The organism is Microbacterium sp. H1-D42 (assembly GCF_022637555.1).
Lineage (GTDB): Bacteria > Actinomycetota > Actinomycetes > Actinomycetales > Microbacteriaceae > Microbacterium.
Genome location: NZ_CP093342.1, coordinates 2,209,227 through 2,231,178, shown reverse-complemented (window position 1 = coordinate 2,231,178; position 21,952 = coordinate 2,209,227). Strand labels below are relative to the sequence as shown.

Sequence of the window (21,952 nt, the reverse complement as noted above, 5' to 3'; positions counted from 1 at the left end):
GGACGTCGCGGGGGAGGCTCTGCGGCCGCTGAGCCGGTGCATTCACCCCGGTACCCTGGAGGGATGCCAGAACCCCGCACCTTCCGCGATGAGCCGGTCTCGTTCGTGCGCCGCAGCGGCCGCATGTCCGAGGCGCAGGAGCGGGCTTTCGCCGAGCAGGCGCCCTTCTACCTGCTCGATGTGCCGCGTGATGTCGCCTTCACATCCGTGCATCCCGATGCCAGGCTCGACGTGGCCTCCGCATACGGTCGCACGGCGCCGCTGATCGTCGAGATCGGCTCGGGGCAGGGGCACGCGATCATCTCGGCGGCGTCATCGCGCCCCGATGACGACTTCCTCGCGGTCGAGGTCTTCCGTGCGGGGCTTGCGCGCACCATGCTCGACGCCGCAGGTGCCGGGGTGCGCAACCTGCGGCTCGTCGAGGCGAACGCCCCTGAGGTGCTCTCCACCTATCTGCCCGAGGCATCAGCATCCGAGGTCTGGATCTTCTTCTCGGATCCGTGGCACAAGAAGCGCCACACCAAGCGGCGTCTGATTCGCCCCGGCTTCCCAGAGACTGCGGCGCGTGCGCTCGCCGACGGTGGGATGCTGCGGCTGGCGACCGACTGGGAGGACTACGCGCTGCAGATGCGCGAAGTGCTCGACGAGGCTCCCGAGTTCGAGCGGGCATTCGAGGGGGAGTGGGCGGAGCGCTTCGACGGGCGAGTGATGACGGCGTTCGAGCGCAAGGGCATCGCGAAGGGGCGAGAGATCCGCGATCTCACCTACCGACGGATTCCCCGGGCGTGACTGCGGCGGCCTGGCGCAGCATCCTCCCGGCGGCGCTCGTCTGCGCCGCCGCTCCCGCGTTCTTCGTGTTCGGCTGGACCTGGATCGGGTGGCTGCTGCTGGCCGCGGGCATCGGGACGGCTGCTCTGGTCGAGCGCGGCGCACCGCGAACCGTGACGATCTTCGCCGGCCACCGCCCGGATTGGGCGATCGGCGAGCGCCGGCTGCCATCCCTGACGCGCGACCTGTCGCTGATCGGCGTCGGGATGCTGATCGTGCACGCCATCTCGCTAGAGGCGCAGCTCGACAACCTGGCCATGCTGCGCTTCACGCTCGCACTCGGCGGAGCGGTGCTCGTGCCCTACCTGATCTCGCGCTTCGTGTACCGCGATCGCGCGATCGCGTTCCCGTGGCGCACTCGGCAGCCGTGGGCGCGGTGGCAGTGGGTCTGGCTGGTGGTCGTCCTGGTGCTGGGCTGGCTGATCCTGCCGTTCTATTTCATCACCAGCGGCGTGTACCAGAACTGGCCCGTCGTCGATTCGCCCGACCTCATCGCCCGACTGTTCGTCGGTGTCGGCGCTGTTGGCATCTGGGATGAGCTGTTCTTCATCTGCACGGTGTTCACGCTGCTGCTGCGCCACATGCCCGTTCCCGCGGCGAACGTGCTGCAGGCCGTCGTGTTCGTGTCGTTCCTGTGGGAGCTGGGGTACCGAGCCTGGGGTCCGCTGCTCACGATCCCGTTCGCGCTGCTGCAGGGAAGGATCTTCCTGCGCACGCACTCACTCGCCTACGTAGTCACTGTGCACCTGCTCTTCGACGCTGTGGTGTTCGCTGTGCTTGTGCACGCGCACAACCCGGGTCTGCTGCCGATCTTCTTGGTCTGAAGTGGCGGCTGGTCTGAGGGGGAGACCGGTGCGAGTAGGGGGTCAGCCCTCGAGCGCCCGCACCGACGGTGATTCGAAATCGAAGAACATCATCCAGGCGTCGTCGGTGGACGGCGAAGGATAGATCTCGAGCGCGACCCGCGTGAAATCACCCTCCGAGACGCCGTCGAGGTAGAAGTCGAGCGCGCCGTAGTACTCATCGCCGGACGGCGCTGTCGGGTCGAAATCGTCGACGAGAAGGTCGTAGTCGGCAGCAACGAGCGCTGATCGGATGCTGTCGATCTGCGCGGTGCTGACGCGGTCCAGCACGATGCTGGCGAACACCGGGCGGCCGGCATCAGTCCAGATGTCGCCGCACTCAGGGACGAGACCCGTCGCGTCGACGACCTCGGTGGGGAAGTCCTCGACGAGGATCCAGGGCGCCGTGCCCTCGAGGTCGCAGGGGGCGAGCTCCGACCAATTGCCGTCAGCGGTGGATGCGGGGTGCGGCGCGTCCTCGGACGCGTCGGCGATCATCGCGGCGAGGCAGCCCGTGAGCGCGATCGACAGTGCTGCGAGGACCGGGATCAGCAGAAGGCGGTGCAGGCGTGTGGCCGGGCTCATGATGAGAATCTAGCCCTCGCTGCGGCGGTATCCGGTCCGCAGGGAGCAGAATCATCACATGCTCTTCGTCGGTCTCGTCCTCGCAGCGCTCGCCGCCGCCTTCCACGTGTTCATCTTCGTGCTGGAGTCGCTGCGCTGGACAGCGCCGCAGACGAGGAGGATCTTCGGCGTGCGCAGTGAGGCCGATGCGCTGACCATGCGTCAGCTGGCCTTCAACCAGGGCTTCTACAACCTGTTCCTGGCTGTCGCTGTGATCATCGGGATCGTGCTGGTGGCGGTGGGGCAGCATACGGCGGGCGTGACTCTCGTGCTCACCGGCGTCGGCATGATGCTCGCGGCGGCGCTCGTGCTGGTGCTGTCGGATCGTCGGATGCTGCGGGCCGCGGCGATGCAGGGGACACTGCCTCTGCTGGCGGTCGTCGCCACGGCGATCTCAGTGGGCTGATCGCGGGACTGTTCCGCCGCTCCATAGCCGTTGAGGGCACGCATAGGTCGTCTGGATAGCGTGACGGCATGCGCACCCGTATCGCGGCCGTGGCCGCGGGCGTCTTCGCCCTCACCCTGCTGATCACCGGATGCTCGACCGCCGAGGTCCCCGCCGCGCCGGACGCCGCGCAGAGCCAGGGCGCCGAGGGCACTGTCGCGGCGCTGGCGGGCCTCGATGCCCGTGAGGTCATCGAGCAGCTCGACACCACCGCACTCGCCGACCGTCCTGACGGGCTGCAGGCCAGCATCCGCCCCGACGAGCTTGTACTCGTCGACGCCTCTGGCGACGACCTCGTGATGCCGATGCCAGAGGATCAGGTGTACGTCGCGTTCGCGCCGTACGCCTCCCAGACGCACGACTGCACGTTCCACGCGCCGAACTCGTGCGTCGGCGAGATGCAGGATGCCGCGATCGCCATCACCATCACGGACGCGGCCACCGGTGAGGTGTACGTCGACGAGCAGGCGACCACCTACGACAACGGATTCATCGGCTACTGGCTGCCGCGCGACGTCGATGCGTCAGTGCTGGTCACCGCCGCAGACGGCAAGAGCGGCAGCATCGAGATCACCACCCGCGGCGCCGCGGCGCCGACCTGCATCACGACGCTGCAGATCGCGTGATCTGACGCCGTTCGGAGCGCCCCGTGCTGCACAGGAGCGGTGCTCGCAAATGATAGGCTCGACCGGTACGCCTCCGTAGCTCAGTGGATAGAGCGCCGGTTTCCGGTACCGTAGGTCGCAGGTTCGACTCCTGTCGGGGGCACACACGAGAAGACCGCTTTCGGGCGGTCTTTTCTCGTCCCGGCGTCGTCTGGTTTCTACTTCGCCGGCTGCGTCGTCGAGCCGTCAGCCGCGGTCACCGGCGCTGATCCGAGCCGGTCGAGCGCCTCAGCCAGTTTCTGCGCAAGATACTCATGCCCGGCGTTCGAAGGATGCTTGCGTCCAGGGCCGACATCGATCACGTCGAGATAGTTCTCATCGGTGATCCACTTCTCCTGCACGGGGGAGATGTACCACCAGTTCCGAGCGGCGGCGAGGGTGGCGAGGTCGCGGTCGATCCGCGCCGTGGATGCGCCGACAGGCAGCTCGTGCGGTGCGGGGCCGAGGATCGCGATCGGCACGTCAGGGAACTTCGCGACCATGGCATCCCACACGGCTCCCACCGCGCCCGCGTACCCGGCCGGATCCTCGCGGCGGTCGTTGATCGACCCTTGGATGATGATCAGGTCCGGCAAGATTCGGGCATCCAAAGCCTTGACGCGCTCGCCGTACACCGGTCCGATGCTGCCCGGCCGCTGGTATCCGCTGCCCGGCACGCCCCTGACGATGGTCTCGCCGTCGATCAGATCGGCGAGCAGATACGCGTATCCCCGCGTCGGCACCGTGGCCGCGGAACCGTAGGTCCATGAGTCGCCGAACACCAGCACCTTCGGATGCTCCGGCAGAGCAAGCGGCGCGGGGGAGAGACCGTCGGCGGCGGCGGCGATCGGCGCGGTCTCAGCAGGCGGCATCCAGGGGCGCGTCACACCGAGGATGGCCGCGAGCGCGATGGTGACCACGCCGATGATCACGACCGCCAGGCGGCGCCGTCGGGTCGGCGGGTGCAGGGTCATGGGGTGAGTGTAGGTGAACAATGGCATCTGACGAATTCCGGACCGATCACCGTATGCGAGACACGGGGTGAGAAGCAGATCGCCCCTGCCGCGCCGAGGCGGGCAGGGGCGATCTGCTGTGCATCGGATGCTACTTGGACGTGCCCTGGGACACGGAGCCCTGCAGCTGACGCTGGAACAGGACGTACACGATCAGCACGGGCACGATCGTGATGATCACTGCCGCGAACAGCGCACCGAAGTCCACCTGGTAGCCGGCCGCCGAAGCGAAGCTCGCCATACCCTGCGACAGCACGTAGTTGTCCTGGTTCGTGTTCAGCGAGATCGGCAGCAGGAACTGGTTCCACAGACCGAGGAAGTTCATGATCGCGATCGCGGCCATGCCGGGCTTCGCCATCGGCAGCATCACCGTGAAGAACGTGCGCCACTCGCTGGCGCCATCCACGTAGGCGGCTTCCTGGATCTCGTACGGCAGCGATTTGAAGAACGAGAACAGGAAGAACACCGTGAACGGCAGAGCGAAGCCCACGTAGGTGAGGATCAGACCGGGCAGCGTGTTCAACAGCCCCATGCCCTGCAGGATGAAGAACAGCGGCACGATGGCGAGGAACACCGGGAAGGTCAGTCCTGCGAGCATCAGGTAGTAGATCACCCTGCTGCCGGGCAGGGAGAACCGAGCCAGCACGTACGCGCACATCGCGCCGAGGATCATCACCAGCACGAGCGAGCCGCCCACGACGATGATGGTGTTGAGGAACATCTGGCCGAAGCTGTTCTTCACCCAGGCGTTGACGTAGTTCTCGAAGCTCCAGTTCGCGGGTAGGCCGAACGGAGAGGCGAAGATCTCTTTGGTGGTCTTGAACGAGCCGACGAATGTCCACACCATCGGCAGAATGACGATGATCGACCAGATCGCGAGAACGACGTGTGAAACGCCTCCGACCCACTTGTCGCCCGCGGTCTCCTTCGTGGTGCGGGTACGGGGCGTCTTCGCCCGTGACTTGCGGTCGATGGTGACCGCTGCGCGCGTTTCGGTGCTCATGAGCGTCCCCCTTCATCCTTGCCGCCGATCAGGCGGAACACGCCGATGACGATTGCGGCGAACAGCAGGGTCATCACGGCGAGGACGACACCCATGGCACTTGCGAGACCGAATTGGCCCTTCTCGAATGCGGTGCGGAACAGGTACTGGCTCATCACCAGCGTGCTGTTGCCGGGGCCACCGGTCGCGTTCAGACCAGCCATGTACACGAACGCGTCGAGTGCGAGGATGCCGAGATAGATGTACGCGGTCTGCACGTTGTCGCGGATCTGCGGAAGCAGGATCGACGTCAGCGTCCGGAACCGTCCGGCGCCGTCGATGCGAGCGGCCTCGAGCGTCTCCGAGGGGATGCCCTTGATCGCGGCGACGAACAGCACCATGTAGAAGCCGACCATGCTCCACACGATGACGAAGATCGTCGCACCCATGGCGGTGCGCTCATCACCCAGCCATGCGTACTCGTTCATGTCGAGGCCGAACAGCTCGAGCACGCCGTTCAGCAGGCCGCTCGGGGTGTAGATCATGTTCCACAGGATCGCGATGACGATCGCGGGGATGACGTACGGGAAGAACGACACCACCCGGTAGAAGCTGGAGCCCTTGAGCCCGCGGACCTGGCCGTGGCTCGGGCCGCCGACAGTGATCATGCTCGCGAAGATCATCGCGATGGTGAGGGTGACCAGCGGCACGACGATCGCGAGCAGGATGTTGTTGCCCATCGCCTGCAGGAACGTCGTGTCCTGGAACAGCTTCACGAAGTTCTGCACGCCGATGAAGTCCATGTTCGGCGAGAAGCCGGTCCAGTTCGTCATCGAGTAGTAGACAGCCTGAACGAACGGCGAGATCACGAAGATCAGGAAGATCGCCAGTGGAAGCCCGAGGAAGACGAGCAGGAACGACACGTAGTCGAACGTGAGTTTGCGCGGGACCCCCGCACGGGGCGACTTGCGTCGCCCCGTGCGTGCTGCAGTCACCGCAGCGGTCTGCAGCTCGGGACCACCAGTAGTGGTCGAAGAGGTCACTTGATCTCGATCTTCTCAATGGAGCTGTCGTTGCGGATCTTGTCGACCAGCGCCTGCAGCTGCTTGGTGATCTCGGCGACCGTCATCTTGCCATCCAGGAACGAGTTCCAGATGGGCAGCTGGTCGGAGTTCATGCCGTACAGGTTGGTCGACTTGATCGTGAACATGCCGGCACCTGCGGCATCGATCATCTCGACCTGCGAGACGAGCGCGGTCGAGCCGAAGCCGTCAGCGGGAACGGTGCCCTTGACGACGGTCGGCGCGAGCTTGCTCTTCGAGAACGACGCGGCTGCGTCGGCGGAGAGCATCGTGCGCAGAAGCTCCTTGCCACCGGCCGGGTTCTTCGAGTTCGTCGGCACGATGAACGGCTCACCGGCCTCAGCGCGCATGTACCCGGCTGGGGTGGTGGCGTTGCCGTCGAGGGGCGTCTCGCGGACGCCCATCATCTCGAAGCCATCCTTCGTGGTCTTCTTCATCTCGTTCTCGATCCACGAACCAGACGGGTAGAGCAGCGCCTCCTGGTCGAGGCTCCACTGAGCCTGGGCCTGGGTGAACTGCGTGCCACCGCCACCGGGCTTGACGTAGCCGGCCTGGATCATGGCGTGGAACTTGGTGAGGATGGCCTGCAGGGTGGGGTGCGACCAGCAGCCCTCCTCCAGGTTCTCGAGCGGCAGACGCACGTCGTCGCCCGACTGGATGACGGCGGAGTCGATGACGAACGTCTGGTAGTAGGTCGCCGCCTCCTTGCCCCACAGGAAGAGGTACTTGCCCTTCTCCTTGGCGGCAGCGCCGAGCTTCTCGAGGTCCTCCCACGTCTTGGGAGCCTCCCAGCCGTTGTCCTTGAACAGGCTGCCCGAGTACCACAGCGCGTACGTGGTGAACACGTAGTTGATGGCCGCGAACTTGTCGCCGAACGTGCCGGGAGCCTTCACACCGTCGAACAGCGTGTCCGCGATCTTCTTGCCCTCGAGGTTGTTCGACTCGAGCACCGAGCTGAGGTCCTCGAGCTGGTCGAGGATCGTGTTCCAGCCGATCGAGTTGGCACCCGAGTTGTCGATGAGGTCCGGCGGGTTGCCACCGACGAAGCGGGGCTGCAGTTCCTGCGCGATCTTGGTGGACGCCGAGACCTTGATGGTCACGCCGTCGAGAGCCTTGTTGCCCTCCATGATCTTCGCCGCGTTCTGCACGTAGTCGATGCCGTAGCCACCGTCGAAGACGACAGCGTCGACCTTCGAGTTGGCTGCGACGCCGAACGGGTTGTCAGCGGTGACATCGCCCTCGGGCTTCTTGTCGCCGCCTCCGCCGCCGGGCGCTGCGCAGGACGCGAGGGTCGCGCCGAACGGCAGCAGCACTGCTGCGGCAGCCGCGCCGCGCAGCAGGTTGCGACGGCTGATGGATGCTTCGTTGAGTTCCATCTCTTTACCTTCCGTTGTGATGTGATCGGTGTGGGTTCGGGCCGACCGGAGATCCGATCAGGCTCCCCGCCGGATGTGGCCCGCGTAGCGGTCCTCAAGGACGGAGTTGTGCTCATCGCCGCCGGGAATGTTGGCGGAGATGTACATCGGGGGCGTCTCACCGCGTGCGGCGATCGTGCGCGCGACGCCGAGCGTCAGCAGCTGCGCGATGAACGCTGCGGTGATCGACGAGATCGCGCCGGCGCCGATGCCGTCGGCGACCTCGAGCGTGGCATCGCCGTAGGGGGCGAGATTGTCGATGACGACGTCGGCGACCTCGCTGAGGCGCTTGCCGCTGGGGTGCTTGGGCTCGACCCGTGCGGTGTGATCAAGGCTCGTGACGGCGATGACGCGGTGACCGCGCTCCTTCGCCCAGAGAGCGGTGCCGACGATCGAGCCGTTGACACCGGAGTTCGAGGCGATGAGGAACACATCGTGCTCGTGAACCGGCACGGTCGCCATGAGCTCTTCCACCACCCAGGGCTGACGCTCCAGCGGCGGCTCGCCCTCGAGGACCGAGATGTCGCGGTCACCGTGTAGCACGATGTCGCGCAGACTGAACTTGCTGGTGGGGATGAGCCCACCAGCGCGCCCGGCGATCTCCATGGCGAACGCCTCGGAGTGGCCGGTGCCGAAGGCATGCAGTACGCCGCCCCGGTCGAGGGCGTCGACCAGGATGGTGATCGCCGCATCCAGCGCACCGGATTCGGCATCGGCGGCAAGGCGCTCGAGGCGGGTCGTCGCCTCGCGCAGCAGATCGGTTGGTGTGGCGCTCATCGGCTCTCCTCTTGCAGGGCTGGTGTACGGGCGGCTCGGGCCGAGCGTCGGTGACCGGAGACGGCCATCGCGCTTGCGGCGAGGTGCGTCGTGGCGACGCCGAAGGTCTGCTGGGCGACCAGCAGGTAGAGCAGATCCAGCACGAGCAACTGTGAGTGCTTCACCGACAGGTCGTCAGGGCGCAGGTACGGGGTGGGCTCGGCGGTGGCGAGTGAGACGTCGGCGAGGCCGGCGAGCCAGGAGTCGGTGTCGTGGGTGATGGCGACGGTGAAGGCGCCGGCGGCGCGCGCCTGCGACAGCATCTGCACGGTCTCTTCGGTGCGCCCGGTGCTCGAGATGCCGATCGCGACAGATTCGCTGTTCTGCATGACCGCGCTGGTGAGGCCCTCGTGCACGTCGGACCAGGCATGGGCGTTGACGCCGATGCGGTACATGCGGGCCTGGAACTCGCGGGCGATGACCCCGCTGCCGCCGACGCCGTAGATGTCGACGTGCCGGCTGGCGGCGATCGCGTCGGCGACGCGCAGCACGACGTCCAGGTCGAGATGGGCGGCCGTGGTCTCGAGGTTCTCGACGTGCAGGGCGACGAGGGTCTGCAGCACCTTTCCGGCTTCGTCCTCGGCGCCGAACTCCTGGCCGATGTCCGCCTGCCAGCTCTCGTCCGCGTCGCCGCGGCCGATCTCGCTGGCGACGCCGACGCGGAACTGCGTGTAGCCGTCGAAGCCCAGTGCTCGGCAGAACCTGGTGACCGTGGCAGGTGAGGTTCCGGCGCGCTCGGCCAGCTCGGTGATGGTGAGTTCGACTGGAGCGGCCGGGTGCTCGGACACGACATCGGCGATCTTGCTCATCGCCGTCGGCATTGCGCGGCGACCCGCTGCGATCCGACGTGCGATCGTCAGACCTCCGCCGTTGCCGTTGCCTGTGGTCCGTGGCACCATTGCCTCCAACTTCTTCCCTGAAGTGACTCCGGCCGTCGTCGACCTGAGATGTCTGTTGAAATGAAAACTATTCTCACGCGACGAAAACGTCAAACAGGACGAGATCACAAATGAATCACGAACCGCTCCTCATCGGTCTCGACGCCGGGGGAACGTCTACCCGCGCGCTGGTCACGGACCGGCATGGGCGGTGCCTCGGCTACGGCGTCGGCGGCCGCGGCAATCCGATCTCCGCAGGCCCGGAACGCGCCGCCGATGGAGTGCTGGATGCCATCGCGCAGGCCCTTGCGCACTCCGGCCGCTCCCTCTCCGAAGCCTCTGTCGTGGTCGCCGCGATGGCGGGGATGCGGGCCACCGGCGATCATGGCTGGCTGCGCGATCGGCTGGTCACGCAGGGATTCGATGGGGCCCTGGTGTTCGAGGCCGACCTGCTCGCGACCTACTTCAGCGGCGCAGCGGACACGTTCGGGTACGCACTCGTCTCCGGAACTGGTGCGTGCGTCGTCAGGGTGCAGAACGGGATCATCGACGGCACAGGGGATGGGCTCGGCTGGCTGGTCGGCGACCGCGGCAGCGGATTCTGGATCGGCCATGCCATCGCGCGTGCGGCCGTGCAGGACCTCGACCACACGGGTCCGCGAACGACGCTGACCGACGGCGTGCTCGCCCGCTACGGGCTGCAGCGCACCGACGTGAGGCAGTTCGGGCGCAGTGAGGAACTCGAGCAGCTCGTCGGGCTGCTGTACGGCCACCCGCCGATCGAGTTGGCCGGTCTCGCCCCGCTCGCATTCGAGGATTCGGATGCTGTCGCGCTTGGCATCCTCACGGAAGCAGGCGAGCACCTGGCCGACACGCTGTCAGCGGTGCTCACCGGCCCTGGCCCGCTGGTGATCGGCGGCAGCGTCGTGGCGCGCACCGGACCCGTGCGCGATGCCTTCCTCGCGCGGCTGGGGACCGCCGCCGATGGTCTGGAGCTGCGTCCGGTCAGCGACGGGGCCGTCGGTGCGGCGATGCTGGCGGTGCGCGCCGCGGGTGGTGCCGCGGACGACGTGATCCTGGCGCGACTGACCGAGACTCTGGCGGCCTTCCGCTGACACGTGGTCCGCGGCTGTGGGCCGTAGACTGGAGCGGCTATGAGCCCAGATTCCCTTTCCGCTGCCGTCCTGTCCGTCCTCGTCCCCATCGCGGCCGAGCGACGTCCCGATGAAGCGCCGGCTCTGACAGCATCCGACATCGTGCTCGAGCGCCCCCGCAACCGCGACCACGGCGACTGGGCGACCAACATCGCCATGCGGCTGGCGAAGCCATTCGGCACGAATCCGCGTGAGCTCGCGCAGCAGATCGCGGATGACCTCCAGCATGTCGATGGCATTGCCAGTGTCGACGTCGCCGGCCCCGGCTTCATCAACATCCGTCTTGAGGCCGCCGCGGCCGGAGCGCTCGCGAAGACGATCGTCGATGCGGCCGATGCCTACGGCACCAACGACTCCCAGGCGGGCGTGTCCGTCAACGTCGAATTCGTCTCGGCGAACCCGACCGGCCCGCTGCACATCGCGCACACGCGCTGGGCGGCGCTGGGCGACTCGATCGTGCGCCTGCTGCTCGCCAGCGGAGCGACGGCCGCGCGCGAGTACTACATCAACGACGCCGGCGCGCAGATGGAGCGCTTCGGCCAGTCGGTGCTCGCCGCGATCAAGGGCGAACCGACTCCGGAGGGCGGGTACCCCGGTGAGTACATCACGGACCTCGCCACCCGCGTGCTCGCGGCACACCCAGGACTCCTCGACCTGCCGCACGACGAGCAGCTCGTCATCGCCCGCGACCAGGCCTACGAGTATCAGCTCTCCGAGATCAAGGCGTCACTCGAGCGGTTCAACGTGCCGTTCGACGTGTGGTTCTCGGAGCGCACCCTGCATGCCGCTGGCACCGGGGGGTCACCGAGCCTGGTGGATCAGGCGGTGGACCGCCTGCGCGCACAGGGACATGTGTTCGACGAAGACGGCGCGGTGTGGGTGCGCACCACGGACTTCACCGACGACAAGGATCGCGTGATCCGGCGCTCCAACGGCGAGTACACGTACTTCGCCGCCGATGCCGCGTACTACCTGAACAAGGGCGACCGGGGCTTCCAGAACAAGATCTACCTGCTCGGTGCCGACCACCACGGCTACGTCAACAGGCTCAAGGCGGTCGCAGGTGCGGCCGGTGAGGACCCCGCGAAGAACATCCAGGTACTGATCGGGCAGATGGTCTCGATCAACGGTGCGCGCCTCAGCAAGCGTGCCGGCAACATCATCGAGATGGACGATCTGCTCGACTGGCTTGGCACCGATGCTCTGCGGTACTCGCTGGAGCGCTCTCCGGCCGATTCGCCTCTCGACCTCGACCCCGAGCTGCTGCAGAAGCGCACCAACGACAACCCGGTGTTCTACGTGCAGTACGCACATGCGCGCACACACAACGTTGCGCGCAACGCGGCTGACTCCGGCGTCGATCGCTCGGAGTTCGCTCCTGAGCTGCTCACGCACGAGACCGAGAGCGCGCTGCTCGGCGCGCTGCAGGAGTTCCCCCGCATCGTCGGATTCGCAGCCGAGGTTCGCGAGCCGCACCGCATCGCCCGCTACCTGGAAGAGCTGGCGGGTCTCTACCACCGCTGGTACGACAGCTGCCGGGTCATTCCGAAGGGCGACGACCCGCTCGAGACCGTGCATCGCACCCGCCTCTGGCTGAACGACGCCACCGGCCAGGTACTGCGCAACGGACTCGGGCTGCTCGGCGTGTCGGCGCCGGAGCGGATGTGACATGACGACCGAGGCGATGCCCACTGCTGCTCCGCGCAAGCGGGCGCGGTGGCCGTGGATCGTGCTGATCGTCGTCGTGCTGCTCGCCGTGCTCGCGGTGGCGGCAGAGCTCATCGCCCGCAGCGTCGTGCCAAGCACGGTGCGCAGCCTGGTGATCGACGAGCTCGGCCTTCCTGCTGATCAGCAGCTCGACGTCGAGGCGACGGGCATGCTGCTGCCACAGCTGCTCGCTGGTTCGCTCGACGAGCTGCGCCTGTCATCAGACGACGTGACGATCGAGGGCATCACCGGCGCCGCCGAGGTGACCGCCACGGGGGTGCCACTGCGCGGCGGCGCGCTCGGATCAGCAGAGGGGACCGTGTCGATCGATCAATCGCAGTTCGCCGCGCTGCTGGAGGGCTCCGACCTTCCAATCACTGAGGTCACGCTGGACGAGCCGGATGTCACCGTGCACGGCGGCATCCCAGTGCTCGGCCGCGAGATCCCGCTCGCGCTGACTGTGACAGCCGGTGCCGACGAAGGCGATCTGCTGCTGACCCCTGTCTCGGTCGCCGTCGCGGGCAACGAGGTCGACATCCAGCGTCTCGCTGCGCTGTTCGGCAGCACCGGAGAGGCGCTCGCAGGGACACACCGCGTGTGCATCGCCGACCAGCTGCCCGCCGGCATGACCCTCACCGGCCTGCGCGTCGACGGATCGCGTGTCGTCGCCGACATCTCGGTGGACGGTCGCATCGCGACAGACGAGTCGCTGCTCGATCCGGGCACCTGCCCCCGCTGACCGCGGCGAGCAGGGCACTCAGCGAGCAGTACAGTCAGCGAACGGAACTCTCGCTGCCGTCGTGCTGCTCGGCGACGGATTGCTGAGCTGTGCGGAGCGCCGCCGTTGCGATGCGCACATCCTGCTCGGCTCGGTCCAGGGCCGCCTCGGCGAGCGTCTCCGCCCCGAACCTGGCCGTCACCCTGTCGTGCTCCTCGCGGGCCGAGACCGCCATGAACGCGCATGCGAGCAGGATCACCTGAGTCGACAGGTTCAACCACAGCAGCAGCGCGAGCAGCGACGCGAACGACGCGAGCAGCGGGTTCGCGCTCGCACCGCCGACGAACAGTCCGGAGAGCTCCTGCAGCACCAGCAGCGACACGGCGCCGAGCAGCGCACCGCTCCACAGCACCCGAGCGGAGACGCGCAGACCCGAGAGGATGCGGAACGCGGCCGCCACGATGACGGCGTTCAGGATCAGGACGACCAGCAGCGAAAGCACCCGTGTCGTCCAGAACACGGCTCCCGCCCCTGACGGCAGGCCGAGGGCATCCGCGGTGACGCGCACGACCAGCTCGCCTGAGAAGGTCAGCGCTGCGGCAGCGGCGAAGCCGCCGCCGATCAGCAGCGCGAGAAGCAGATTGCGCAGCACGATGAAGTACCACGCGATGTCCGTCGAGACTGTGCCGGCGATCGTGCGGATCGCCGTCCGCATCGCTCCGATCGCACCCAGCGCTGAGCCGATCAGACCCACCAGCGAGATCACGCCGGCGATGGAGAGGCCCGCAGGTGCGCGGATGCTGTCGGGGTCGACGATCCCTGCTTGATCACCCGTCGTGAGCAGGCCAGGCACGGCGGCATCCACCGCCCCGACGATCGCCTCCCACGCCGCATCGTCCTGCGAGAGCCAGAGTCCCGCGACGGAGAAGCCGAGAAGCACGCCGGCGAACACGCTGAACAGCGCGCGGTAGGTGACGGCGTCGGCGAGCATCGGGCCGCGTCGGCCGCTGTACAGCAGCGCAGCGCGCACGAGACGTCGACGCAGCATCCAGCGGATCAGGGCAGACGAGGTCCGTGCCGCCCAGCTGACGTCGGCGGCACGAGTCTCGCTGCTCGGCGAACTGCCCATCCTCATCACCCTAACCGGACGATGCGGCGCGATCACGCGACGACGACGGTGGTTACGATGGCGGCCATGAGGAACAACGGTGCGACAACAGTCGAGATCGCGACCTGGACCGCATTCATCACCGCGGCACTCGCCTATGCCATCTCCGGGATCGTCTTCGTGCTCACCGAGCAGCAGGATGGCGGCGTCGCGGCTGTCGCCGCTGGGTGGATGGCCGTCTCGCAGTGGCTCGCCGCCGCCCTGCTGATCCCGGCGATCCTGCTCTCTGGCTTCCGCGCCCTGCTGCCTCGGGCCTGAGCACGGCTGCTCCCGCTCGGCAGGACTTCCGGGCAGGGCTGGGCACGTGTGTGCCTTAGAATCGTGGGCATCCTCGCCGTGCGTCATCCGCCCGAAGACCCACTACATGATTGGTGCTCTGTGCATTCTGCTGGCCCTGTGCATTCCGCTGCCTCCTCGCCCGCGCCCGATTGGCTCGCCGTACCCGACGACGCCAACGATCTGGTGCGATCGGTCTGGCCGGCGTCAGCGCAGCGCTCCGCCGACGGCGAGCTCATCATCGCCGGCATGTCCGCAGGGGAGCTTGTGCGCATCCACGGCACGCCGCTGCAGGTGCTTGACGAGGGCGAAGTGCGGCGACGCGCGACCACCCTTCGTGACGCATTCGACACGGCGGCCGCGAAGCACGGCACGACTGCTCGCGTCTACTACGCAGGCAAGGCGCTGCTGAACACGACGATCGTGCGGTGGATGCTGGACGAGGAGCTGAACGTCGACGTCTGCACCGGAGGCGAGCTCGAAGTGGCCCTGCTGGCGGGAGCGGATGCTGCGCGACTGGGCTTCCACGGCAACAACAAGTCCGTGAATGAACTCGAGCGCGCAGTCGCCGTCGGGGTCGGCACGATCATCATCGACAGTGAGATCGAGATCGAGCGGCTCGCACAGATCGTCGCTCGCACCGGTGCCGAGCAGCGCGTCATGCTGCGCGTCAACAGCGGCGTCCACGCCGAGACGCACGACTTCCTCGCCACCGCACACGAGGACCAGAAGTTCGGATTCCCGCTCACGCAGGCTGCCGCCGCCGTCGCCCGCATCCGCGAGCTGCCGGGCCTGGTGTTCGCAGGCCTGCACTGTCACATCGGCTCGCAGATCTTCGGTGTCGCCGGCTTCCGCGAATCCGCCGCGCGCGTGCTCGATCTGCACAAGGATCTGCTGGCCGGGGGAGACGTGCCGCAGCTGAACCTCGGCGGCGGCTTCGGAATCGCCTACACCAGGGTCGACGACCCGGTGCCCATCGCCGAGCTGGCTGAAGGGATCGTCTCCGCGGTCGCCGAAGCGTGCCGTCGACGCGGAATAAGCATCCCCGCCCTCTCGTTCGAGCCCGGCCGCGCGATCGTCGGCAACGCCGGCGTGACACTGTACGAAGTCGGCACGACCAAGGACGTCGCGCTCGGCAGCGGCAGTCGACGTTACGTGAGCGTCGACGGCGGGATGAGCGACAATGCGCGCCCCGCGCTCTACGGCGCGCAGTACTCGGCGCGGATCGCCTCCCGCGTCAGCACGGCTGGTCCGCAGCTGGTGCGAGTCGTCGGCAGGCACTGTGAGTCCGGCGACATCGTCGTCGACCACGAGTACCTGCCAGGCGACGTCGCTCCGGGCGACCTGCTCGCCGTCGCCGCGACTGGCGCCTATTGCGCGCCGCTGTCGAGCAACTACAACCATGTGCCGCGCCCGCCGATCGTCGCAGTCCGCGACGGTGCGGCGCGCGTGATCGTGCACGGCGAGAGCCTGAGCGATCTGCTGACCCGCGACGCGGGCATCGCGCCGTGACACACGCATCCGGGCGTGCGCGTCCGACGAACCTGAACCGAGACCCCGACGTGCTGAGGAGCGCAGATGACTGACTACCGACGACTTCGTGTGGCGCTGCTTGGTGCCGGAGCCGTGGGATCGCAGGTGGCATCCCTGATGCTGCGACACGGTGACGAGCTCGCCGACCGCGCCGGCGCGCGCCTCGAGCTCGCCGGCATCGCCGTGCGCGACGTGGACGCGGTGCGCGAGGTGGAGCTGCCCCGCGAGCTCTTCACGACGGATGCCGAGACGCTGATCACCGGCGCCGACATCGTCATCGAGCTGATGGGCGGCATCGAGCCTGCCCGCTCGCACATCCTGCTCGGTCTCGGCTCAGGGGCCGACGTGGTCACAGCCAACAAGGCGCTGCTCGCGACCCACGGTCCCGAGGTCTACGAAGCGGCCGACCGCGTGGGCGCCTCGGTGTACTACGAGGCCGCCGCCGCCGGCGCCATCCCGATCATCCGCCCGCTGCGGGATTCGCTCGCCGGCGACCGCGTGGTGCGCATCATGGGCATCGTCAACGGCACCACGAACTACATCCTCGATCGGATGGACACCGAAGGGGCTGACTTCGCCGACGTGCTCGCCGACGCTCAGCGACTCGGCTACGCAGAGGCGGACCCGACCGCCGATGTCGAAGGCTACGACGCCGCGCAGAAGGCCGCGATCCTGGCATCCCTGGCCTTCCACACCGCCGTCCCGCTGGAGGCCGTGCACCGCGAGGGCATCTCCTCGATCACAGCGGCGATGATCGAGGAGGCGCGTGACGCCGGATTCGTCATCAAGCTGCTCGCCGTCTGCGAGCGGCTCACGAGCGCGGGCTCCGACTCGATCTCGGTGCGGGTCTACCCCGCTCTGGTTCCCCGCTCGCACCCGCTGGCCTCGGTGCACGGCGCGAACAACGCCGTTTTCGTCGAGGCTGAGGCGGCCGGCTCGCTGATGTTCTACGGCGCCGGCGCCGGCGGCGTGCAGACCGCGTCCGCCGTGCTCGGTGACGTCGTCTCCGCCGCCCGCCGTCACATCGCCGGCGGCACCGGTGTCGGCGAGTCCACCAGGGCCAACCTGCCCGTCGTCTCGATCGGTCACGTGATGACCCGCTACCAGATCACGCTCGAGGTCTCTGACGAGGCGGGCGTGCTGGCGACCATCGCAGGGCTGCTCAGCGAGGGCGACGTCTCGGTGGCGACGCTCGTGCAGAGCGGGATCCCGGCTGAGGACGGCACCGAAGGCACGACCGCACGGCTCATCATCGGCACACACCGTGCGGCTGACAGCGCTCTCAGCGCGGCGGTAGAGCGCCTCACCGCGAGCGACGTCGTCGAGCGCGTGGTCTCGGTGCTGCGCGTCGAGGGGGAGTGACGGTGGGCGTCACTGTCGTCCCGGCCGACATGGAGCCCGTCGTCACGGCTACGCCCGTGGTCGACGGCGCCGTGCGCACCGTCACCGTGACGGTTCCAGCCACGAGCGCGAACCTCGGCCCTGGTTTCGACACGCTCGGGCTCGCGCTGAGCATCTACGACACGCTCACCGTCTCGGCGTTCGACGATGACCGCCTCGAGATCGACGTCTCGGGTTCCGGCGCCGAGGAGATCCCTCGCGACGCAGGAAATCTGGTCGTGCGGGCGATCGCGCATGCCTACGCGGATGCGGGGCGCGAGATGCCCGGTCTGCGCATCGTCGCCGAGAACGGCGTGCCGCATGGCCGCGGGCTCGGGTCATCAGGGGCGGCTGTCACAGCGGGCATCCTCATCGCCAAGGGACTGCTCGCCGGTGATGTCGACCTCGACGACGACGCCCTGCTGCGACTCGCGACCGAGCTGGAGGGGCACCCGGACAACGTCGCGCCGGCTCTGTTCGGCGGGCTGACGATCGCCTGGACCGGCGAGCGGGGTCCGCAGCACAAGAAACTGCTCGTGCACCGTGGTGTGGCCCCGGTGGTCTTCGTGCCCGGATTCACGATGTCGACATCGCTTGCCCGTTCGCTGCAGCCGCCGCAGGTCTCTCGCGAGGACGCCGTGTTCAACGTCTCGCGCTCGGCGCTGCTCGTCGCTGCCCTGACGCAGAGCCCGGAACTGCTGCTGGATGCCACGGCGGACCGGCTTCATCAGGACTACCGTGGGCCGGCCATGCCGGAGACACTTCGCCTGGTTCAGGCGCTGCGGGCGGCGGGATTCGCCGCCGTGGTGTCCGGAGCCGGCCCCAGCGTGCTGGTGCTGGCGGACGGGCCCGGCGCGCGGCAGGCGGCAGTCGATGTCGCGGATGCCATGACCGACACACCCTGGGACGCACACATGCTCGCCGTCGACGTGCGGGGTGGTACAGTAAGGGATCGAGCGGAGGGCTCCACGTAACTTCGTGAATCTCGCCCCCATCGCACTTCTGCGAAATCCGCACGCGACCCCCGGAATCATCCCGATACTGGCTGGCAGACGCTCTGCGTCGGCGCGTGTGATGCGCTCGGCATTCGCCGTGCACTCATTGGATTGCTCTGTTTTTTCCCACGACATATGAGGGAGTACTCGTGGAGACATTCTCCGAGACCCAGAACGAAACCCCGGCCACCCAGACGGCTGTCCCTGATGCTGCTGCCCCTGCGGCTGCTCCGGCCCGCAAGCGCGCGCCGCGTCGAGCGACGACGGCATCAGCTGCAGCCGCAACTGCCGTGACGGAAGCCCCTGTGGCCGCACAGCCGGCCGATCAGGCGGCTTCCGAAGCTCCCGCCGAGGAGAAGCCGAAGGCGAAGGCGCCGCGGCGCAGCCGGGCGAAGAAGGTGGAGGCCGACACGCTCGACCTGCCCAGCGCCGACAACGGCACCGCCACAGACGCCGGCTCCAGTGCAGCCGATGTGCCGAAGTCATCGGATGCTGCTGACGCCGACGCTCCGGCCAAGCCGGCACGCAAGCGTGCGTCACGGGCAAAGGCAGCGACCAGCGCACCGGCCGAAGAGGCCGCCGCCGAGCAGGGCTCGACCGGCGCTGACGAGACGCCCGCAGCGCAGGGATCCTCTGATGAGGCCTCGGCCGAGCCGGCCAAGCGCCCGGCGCGTGGCCGCCGCGGAGCGAAGTCCGCCGAGAACAACGACGCAGACACCGCGTCGGCGACCGACACGGACGCCGCGACCTCCGGCTCGGCCTCCGCTGAGCAGGACGGCTCACAGGTCGACGGCGCGTCGCGCAACGGCGGCAGGAACGCCGGCTCCAAGAACGACCGCGACTCCAAGAACGACCGCGACTCCAAGAACGATGACGCGTCCGGCAACGACAGCACGGGGGGCGACGGCTCGTCCTCCGACGGCGACTCGGCCGACGGCGATGGCGGCGGTCGTGGCCGCGGACGCAACCGCAGCCGCAGCCGCGGTCGCGGCGCGAGCAGCCAGGGCGGCCAGAGCAACCAGGGCAGCCAGAACGGCGGCAGCAGGAATGACAGCCAGGGCGACGGCTCCGACGACGAGCACTCCTCTGGTCGCACTCGTCAGCGCAACAAGCGTCGTGGCGGTGGCAACACCACCGCAGACGAGTTCGAGACCGAGATCGGCGAGGACGACGTCCTCATCCCGGTCGCTGGCATCCTCGACATCCTCGACAACTACGCGTTCGTGCGCACCACCGGCTATCTCGCAGGGCCCAGCGATGTCTACGTCTCCCTCGGCCAGGTCAAGAAGTACAACCTGCGCAAGGGCGACGCGGTCGTCGGCGCCATCAAGCAGCCGCGCGAGGGCGAGCAGCAGGGCCGCCAGAAGTACAACGCCCTGGTGAAGGTCGACTCGGTCAACGGCCTGTCGACCGACGACGCAGCGAACCGCGTCGAGTTCGGCAACCTCACGCCGCTCTACCCGCAGGAGCGCCTGCGCCTCGAGACCGCGCCCGAGAAGCTGACTCAGCGCATCATCGACCTGGTCGCCCCCATCGGAAAGGGCCAGCGCGGCCTGATCGTCGCGCCGCCCAAGGCCGGCAAGACCATCGTCCTGCAGCAGATCGCGAACGCGATCGCGCAGAACAACCCCGAGGTGCACCTGATGGTCGTGCTTGTGGACGAGCGGCCTGAAGAGGTCACCGACATGCAGCGCACTGTCAAGGGCGAGGTCATCGCGTCGACGTTCGACCGTCCGGCCGAAGACCACACGACCGTCGCGGAGCTGGCCATCGAGCGCGCCAAGCGCCTCGTCGAGCTCGGCCGCGACGTGGTCGTGCTGCTGGACTCGATCACCCGTCTGGGCCGCGCGTACAACATCTCGGCGCCCGCGTCGGGTCGTGTGCTGACCGGCGGTGTCGACGCTTCGGCGCTGTACCCGCCGAAGCGCTTCTTCGGCGCAGCGCGCAACATCGAGAACGGCGGATCGCTGACCATTCTCGCCACTGCGCTCGTCGAGACCGGATCCAAGATGGACGAGGTCATCTTCGAGGAGTTCAAGGGCACCGGCAACAGCGAGCTGCGCCTGTCGCGCGCGCTGGCCGACAAGCGGATCTTCCCGGCCGTCGACGTCAACGCGTCGAGCACCCGCCGCGAGGAGATGCTGCTCTCGCCCGACGAGGTCAAGATCACCTGGAAGCTGCGTCGCGCCCTCGCTGGCCTCGACCCGCAGCAGGCGCTGGAGGTCGTGCTCGGCAAGCTGAAGGAGACCGGCTCGAATGCCGAGTTCCTCTTCCAGATGCAGAAGTCGATGCCGGCACCCACGTCGACCGGCTCATCGCACGCGCACGAGAACAGCATCCGCTGATCCGACTCTGAGCGGAGCAGTCGCGTGTTCGAATCCGTCCAAGCACTGATCGACGAGCACCGCCGGGTGCAGGAGGAGCTCTCCGACTCGGCGGTGCACGCCGACGCCGCGCGTGCCAAGCGCGTCAACCGCCGCTACGCCGAGCTGAATCGGATCGTCGCTGCGCATGAGGCGTGGAACACGGCATCCGACGACCTCGCGGCGGCGCGCGAGCTCGCCCGCGAGGACGACGCCTTCGCCGAGGAGGTGCCGGCCCTCGAAGAGGGACTGCGCGTGGCGCAGGAGAAGCTGCGCAGGCTGCTCATCCCGCGCGACCCCGACGATGCGCGCGACGTGATCATGGAGATCAAAGCGGGGGAGGGCGGCGCCGAGTCGGCGCTGTTCGCCGCCGACCTGCTGCGGATGTACATCCAGTACGCGGCTCATCGCGGTTGGAAGACCGAGCTCCTCGAGCGCAACGAGTCCGATCTCGGCGGCTACAAGGACGTCCAGGTCGCGATCAAGGGATCGTCGGCCGACCCCTCCCAGGGCGTCTGGGCGCACCTGAAGTACGAAGGTGGCGTGCACCGCGTGCAGCGCGTGCCCGCCACCGAGTCACAGGGGCGCATCCACACCTCGACCACCGGCGTGCTGGTGTTCCCCGAGGTCGACGAGCCCGAAGAGATCCAGATCGATCCGAACGATCTGAAGATCGACGTGTACCGCTCGTCAGGCCCAGGAGGCCAGTCGGTGAACACGACCGACTCCGCTGTGCGCATCACGCACGTGCCCACCGGCATCGTCGTGTCGATGCAGAACGAGAAGTCGCAGCTGCAGAACCGCGAAGCGGGCATGCGCGTGCTGCGTGCTCGCCTGCTGGCAAGGCAGCAGGAGGAGCTCGCCGCGGCGGCCTCCGACGCCCGACGCTCGCAGATCCGCGGGATGGACCGCTCCGAGCGCATCCGCACCTACAACTTCCCCGAGAACCGCATCGCAGACCACCGCACCGGCTACAAGGCGTACAACCTCGACCAGGTGATGGACGGCGCGCTCGACCCGATCATCGAATCGGCGATTCATGCCGACGAGGAGGCTCAGCTGGCCGCCCTCGGCGGCGAGGACTGACTC

Annotated in this window: 21 protein-coding genes and 1 tRNA gene; 14 read left to right on the top strand and 8 right to left on the bottom strand. The window is 67.8% G+C overall.

Going from position 1 to position 21,952, the window contains the following annotated elements; genetic code table 11:
* Nucleotides 1-63: 63 nt before the first annotated feature.
* Nucleotides 64-789 carry a tRNA (guanosine(46)-N7)-methyltransferase TrmB gene (trmB, locus tag MNR00_RS10680; RefSeq protein WP_241925909.1) on the top strand — a complete coding sequence of 242 codons (726 nt, stop codon included), beginning with the start codon at nt 64-66 and terminating at the stop codon, nt 787-789.
* Entirely contained in the window at nt 786-1,652 is an 867-nt protein-coding gene (locus tag MNR00_RS10675) for a CPBP family intramembrane glutamic endopeptidase (protein ID WP_241925908.1), read from the top strand. Before trmB ends, MNR00_RS10675 begins: the two co-directional genes overlap by 4 nt.
* Before the next feature lie 42 nt (nt 1,653-1,694).
* Here the strand turns inward: MNR00_RS10675 and MNR00_RS10670 are convergent, their stop codons facing one another.
* Nucleotides 1,695-2,255: a hypothetical protein gene (locus tag MNR00_RS10670; protein WP_241925907.1), complete on the bottom strand. Its 561-nt coding sequence runs from the start codon at nt 2,253-2,255 to the stop codon at nt 1,695-1,697.
* Between the two features lie 58 nt (nt 2,256-2,313).
* Between MNR00_RS10670 and MNR00_RS10665 the strand changes: the two genes are divergently transcribed.
* The 3 genes from MNR00_RS10665 (at nt 2,314) to MNR00_RS10655 (ending at nt 3,507) form a co-directional block, all read left to right on the top strand.
* Nucleotides 2,314-2,700, top strand: a complete 387-nt coding sequence (locus MNR00_RS10665) for a DUF1304 domain-containing protein (protein ID WP_241925906.1) — start codon at nt 2,314-2,316, stop codon at nt 2,698-2,700.
* 68 nt (nt 2,701-2,768) lie between these two features.
* Entirely contained in the window at nt 2,769-3,365 is a 597-nt protein-coding gene (locus MNR00_RS10660) for a CueP family metal-binding protein (protein ID WP_241925905.1), read from the top strand.
* Nucleotides 3,366-3,434: 69 nt separating this feature from the next.
* Nucleotides 3,435-3,507 (top strand) — tRNA-Arg (locus tag MNR00_RS10655).
* Nucleotides 3,508-3,562: 55 nt separating this feature from the next.
* Here MNR00_RS10655 and MNR00_RS10650 read toward each other — a convergent pair.
* The 6 genes from MNR00_RS10650 to MNR00_RS10625 form a co-directional block, all read right to left on the bottom strand.
* Nucleotides 3,563-4,357 carry an SGNH/GDSL hydrolase family protein gene (locus MNR00_RS10650; RefSeq protein ID WP_241925904.1) on the bottom strand — a complete coding sequence of 265 codons (795 nt, stop codon included), beginning with the start codon at nt 4,355-4,357 and terminating at the stop codon, nt 3,563-3,565.
* 130 nt (nt 4,358-4,487) lie between these two features.
* Nucleotides 4,488-5,399 carry a carbohydrate ABC transporter permease gene (locus MNR00_RS10645; protein WP_241925903.1) on the bottom strand — a complete coding sequence of 304 codons (912 nt, stop codon included), beginning with the start codon at nt 5,397-5,399 and terminating at the stop codon, nt 4,488-4,490.
* Nucleotides 5,396-6,373, bottom strand: coding sequence for a sugar ABC transporter permease (locus tag MNR00_RS10640; RefSeq protein WP_241925902.1), 978 nt, complete (start codon nt 6,371-6,373; stop codon nt 5,396-5,398). The genes MNR00_RS10645 and MNR00_RS10640 overlap by 4 nt, the downstream gene beginning before the upstream one ends.
* 44 nt (nt 6,374-6,417) lie before the next feature.
* A complete protein-coding gene (gene ngcE / locus MNR00_RS10635; protein WP_241925901.1) occupies nt 6,418-7,836 on the bottom strand; it encodes an N-acetylglucosamine/diacetylchitobiose ABC transporter substrate-binding protein in 1,419 nt (472 codons plus the stop codon).
* Between the two features lie 57 nt (nt 7,837-7,893).
* Nucleotides 7,894-8,652: an SIS domain-containing protein gene (locus MNR00_RS10630; protein WP_241925900.1), complete on the bottom strand. Its 759-nt coding sequence runs from the start codon at nt 8,650-8,652 to the stop codon at nt 7,894-7,896.
* The gene (locus tag MNR00_RS10625) at nt 8,649-9,587 is read right to left on the bottom strand and encodes a MurR/RpiR family transcriptional regulator (protein WP_241925899.1); all 939 of its coding nucleotides are present in this window, start codon (nt 9,585-9,587) and stop codon (nt 8,649-8,651) included. The genes MNR00_RS10630 and MNR00_RS10625 overlap by 4 nt, the downstream gene beginning before the upstream one ends.
* 113 nt (nt 9,588-9,700) lie before the next feature.
* Here MNR00_RS10625 and MNR00_RS10620 point away from each other — a divergent pair, with 113 nt between their 5' ends.
* The 3 genes from MNR00_RS10620 to MNR00_RS10610 are packed head-to-tail and all read left to right on the top strand — an operon-like array spanning nt 9,701 to nt 13,169.
* A complete protein-coding gene (locus tag MNR00_RS10620; protein ID WP_241925898.1) occupies nt 9,701-10,684 on the top strand; it encodes a BadF/BadG/BcrA/BcrD ATPase family protein in 984 nt (327 codons plus the stop codon).
* Nucleotides 10,685-10,723: 39 nt separating this feature from the next.
* The gene (gene argS / locus MNR00_RS10615; protein ID WP_241925897.1) at nt 10,724-12,391 is read left to right on the top strand and encodes an arginine--tRNA ligase; all 1,668 of its coding nucleotides are present in this window, start codon (nt 10,724-10,726) and stop codon (nt 12,389-12,391) included.
* Nucleotide 12,392: 1 nt separating this feature from the next.
* Nucleotides 12,393-13,169: a DUF2993 domain-containing protein gene (locus tag MNR00_RS10610; protein ID WP_241925896.1), complete on the top strand. Its 777-nt coding sequence runs from the start codon at nt 12,393-12,395 to the stop codon at nt 13,167-13,169.
* 34 nt (nt 13,170-13,203) lie between these two features.
* Here MNR00_RS10610 and MNR00_RS10605 read toward each other — a convergent pair whose 3' ends face one another.
* A complete protein-coding gene (locus MNR00_RS10605) occupies nt 13,204-14,277 on the bottom strand; it encodes a YhjD/YihY/BrkB family envelope integrity protein (RefSeq protein ID WP_241925895.1) in 1,074 nt (357 codons plus the stop codon).
* A 66-nt stretch (nt 14,278-14,343) separates the two neighbouring features.
* Here MNR00_RS10605 and MNR00_RS10600 point away from each other — a divergent pair, with 66 nt between their 5' ends.
* From MNR00_RS10600 to prfA, 6 genes are all read left to right on the top strand, one after another.
* Nucleotides 14,344-14,574, top strand: a complete 231-nt coding sequence (locus MNR00_RS10600) for a hypothetical protein (protein ID WP_241925894.1) — start codon at nt 14,344-14,346, stop codon at nt 14,572-14,574.
* Nucleotides 14,575-14,712: 138 nt separating this feature from the next.
* Nucleotides 14,713-16,104, top strand: coding sequence for a diaminopimelate decarboxylase (gene lysA / locus MNR00_RS10595; protein WP_241925893.1), 1,392 nt, complete (start codon nt 14,713-14,715; stop codon nt 16,102-16,104).
* A gap of 66 nt (nt 16,105-16,170) precedes the next feature.
* Entirely contained in the window at nt 16,171-17,487 is a 1,317-nt protein-coding gene (locus MNR00_RS10590; protein WP_241925892.1) for a homoserine dehydrogenase, read from the top strand.
* Nucleotides 17,488-17,516: 29 nt separating this feature from the next.
* Nucleotides 17,517-18,479, top strand: a complete 963-nt coding sequence (gene thrB, locus MNR00_RS10585) for a homoserine kinase (RefSeq protein WP_241928822.1) — start codon at nt 17,517-17,519, stop codon at nt 18,477-18,479.
* A gap of 170 nt (nt 18,480-18,649) precedes the next feature.
* A complete protein-coding gene (gene rho, locus MNR00_RS10580) occupies nt 18,650-20,845 on the top strand; it encodes a transcription termination factor Rho (protein ID WP_241925891.1) in 2,196 nt (731 codons plus the stop codon).
* 24 nt (nt 20,846-20,869) lie between these two features.
* Nucleotides 20,870-21,949 carry a peptide chain release factor 1 gene (gene prfA / locus MNR00_RS10575; RefSeq protein ID WP_241925890.1) on the top strand — a complete coding sequence of 360 codons (1,080 nt, stop codon included), beginning with the start codon at nt 20,870-20,872 and terminating at the stop codon, nt 21,947-21,949.
* Nucleotides 21,950-21,952: the final 3 nt, after the last annotated feature.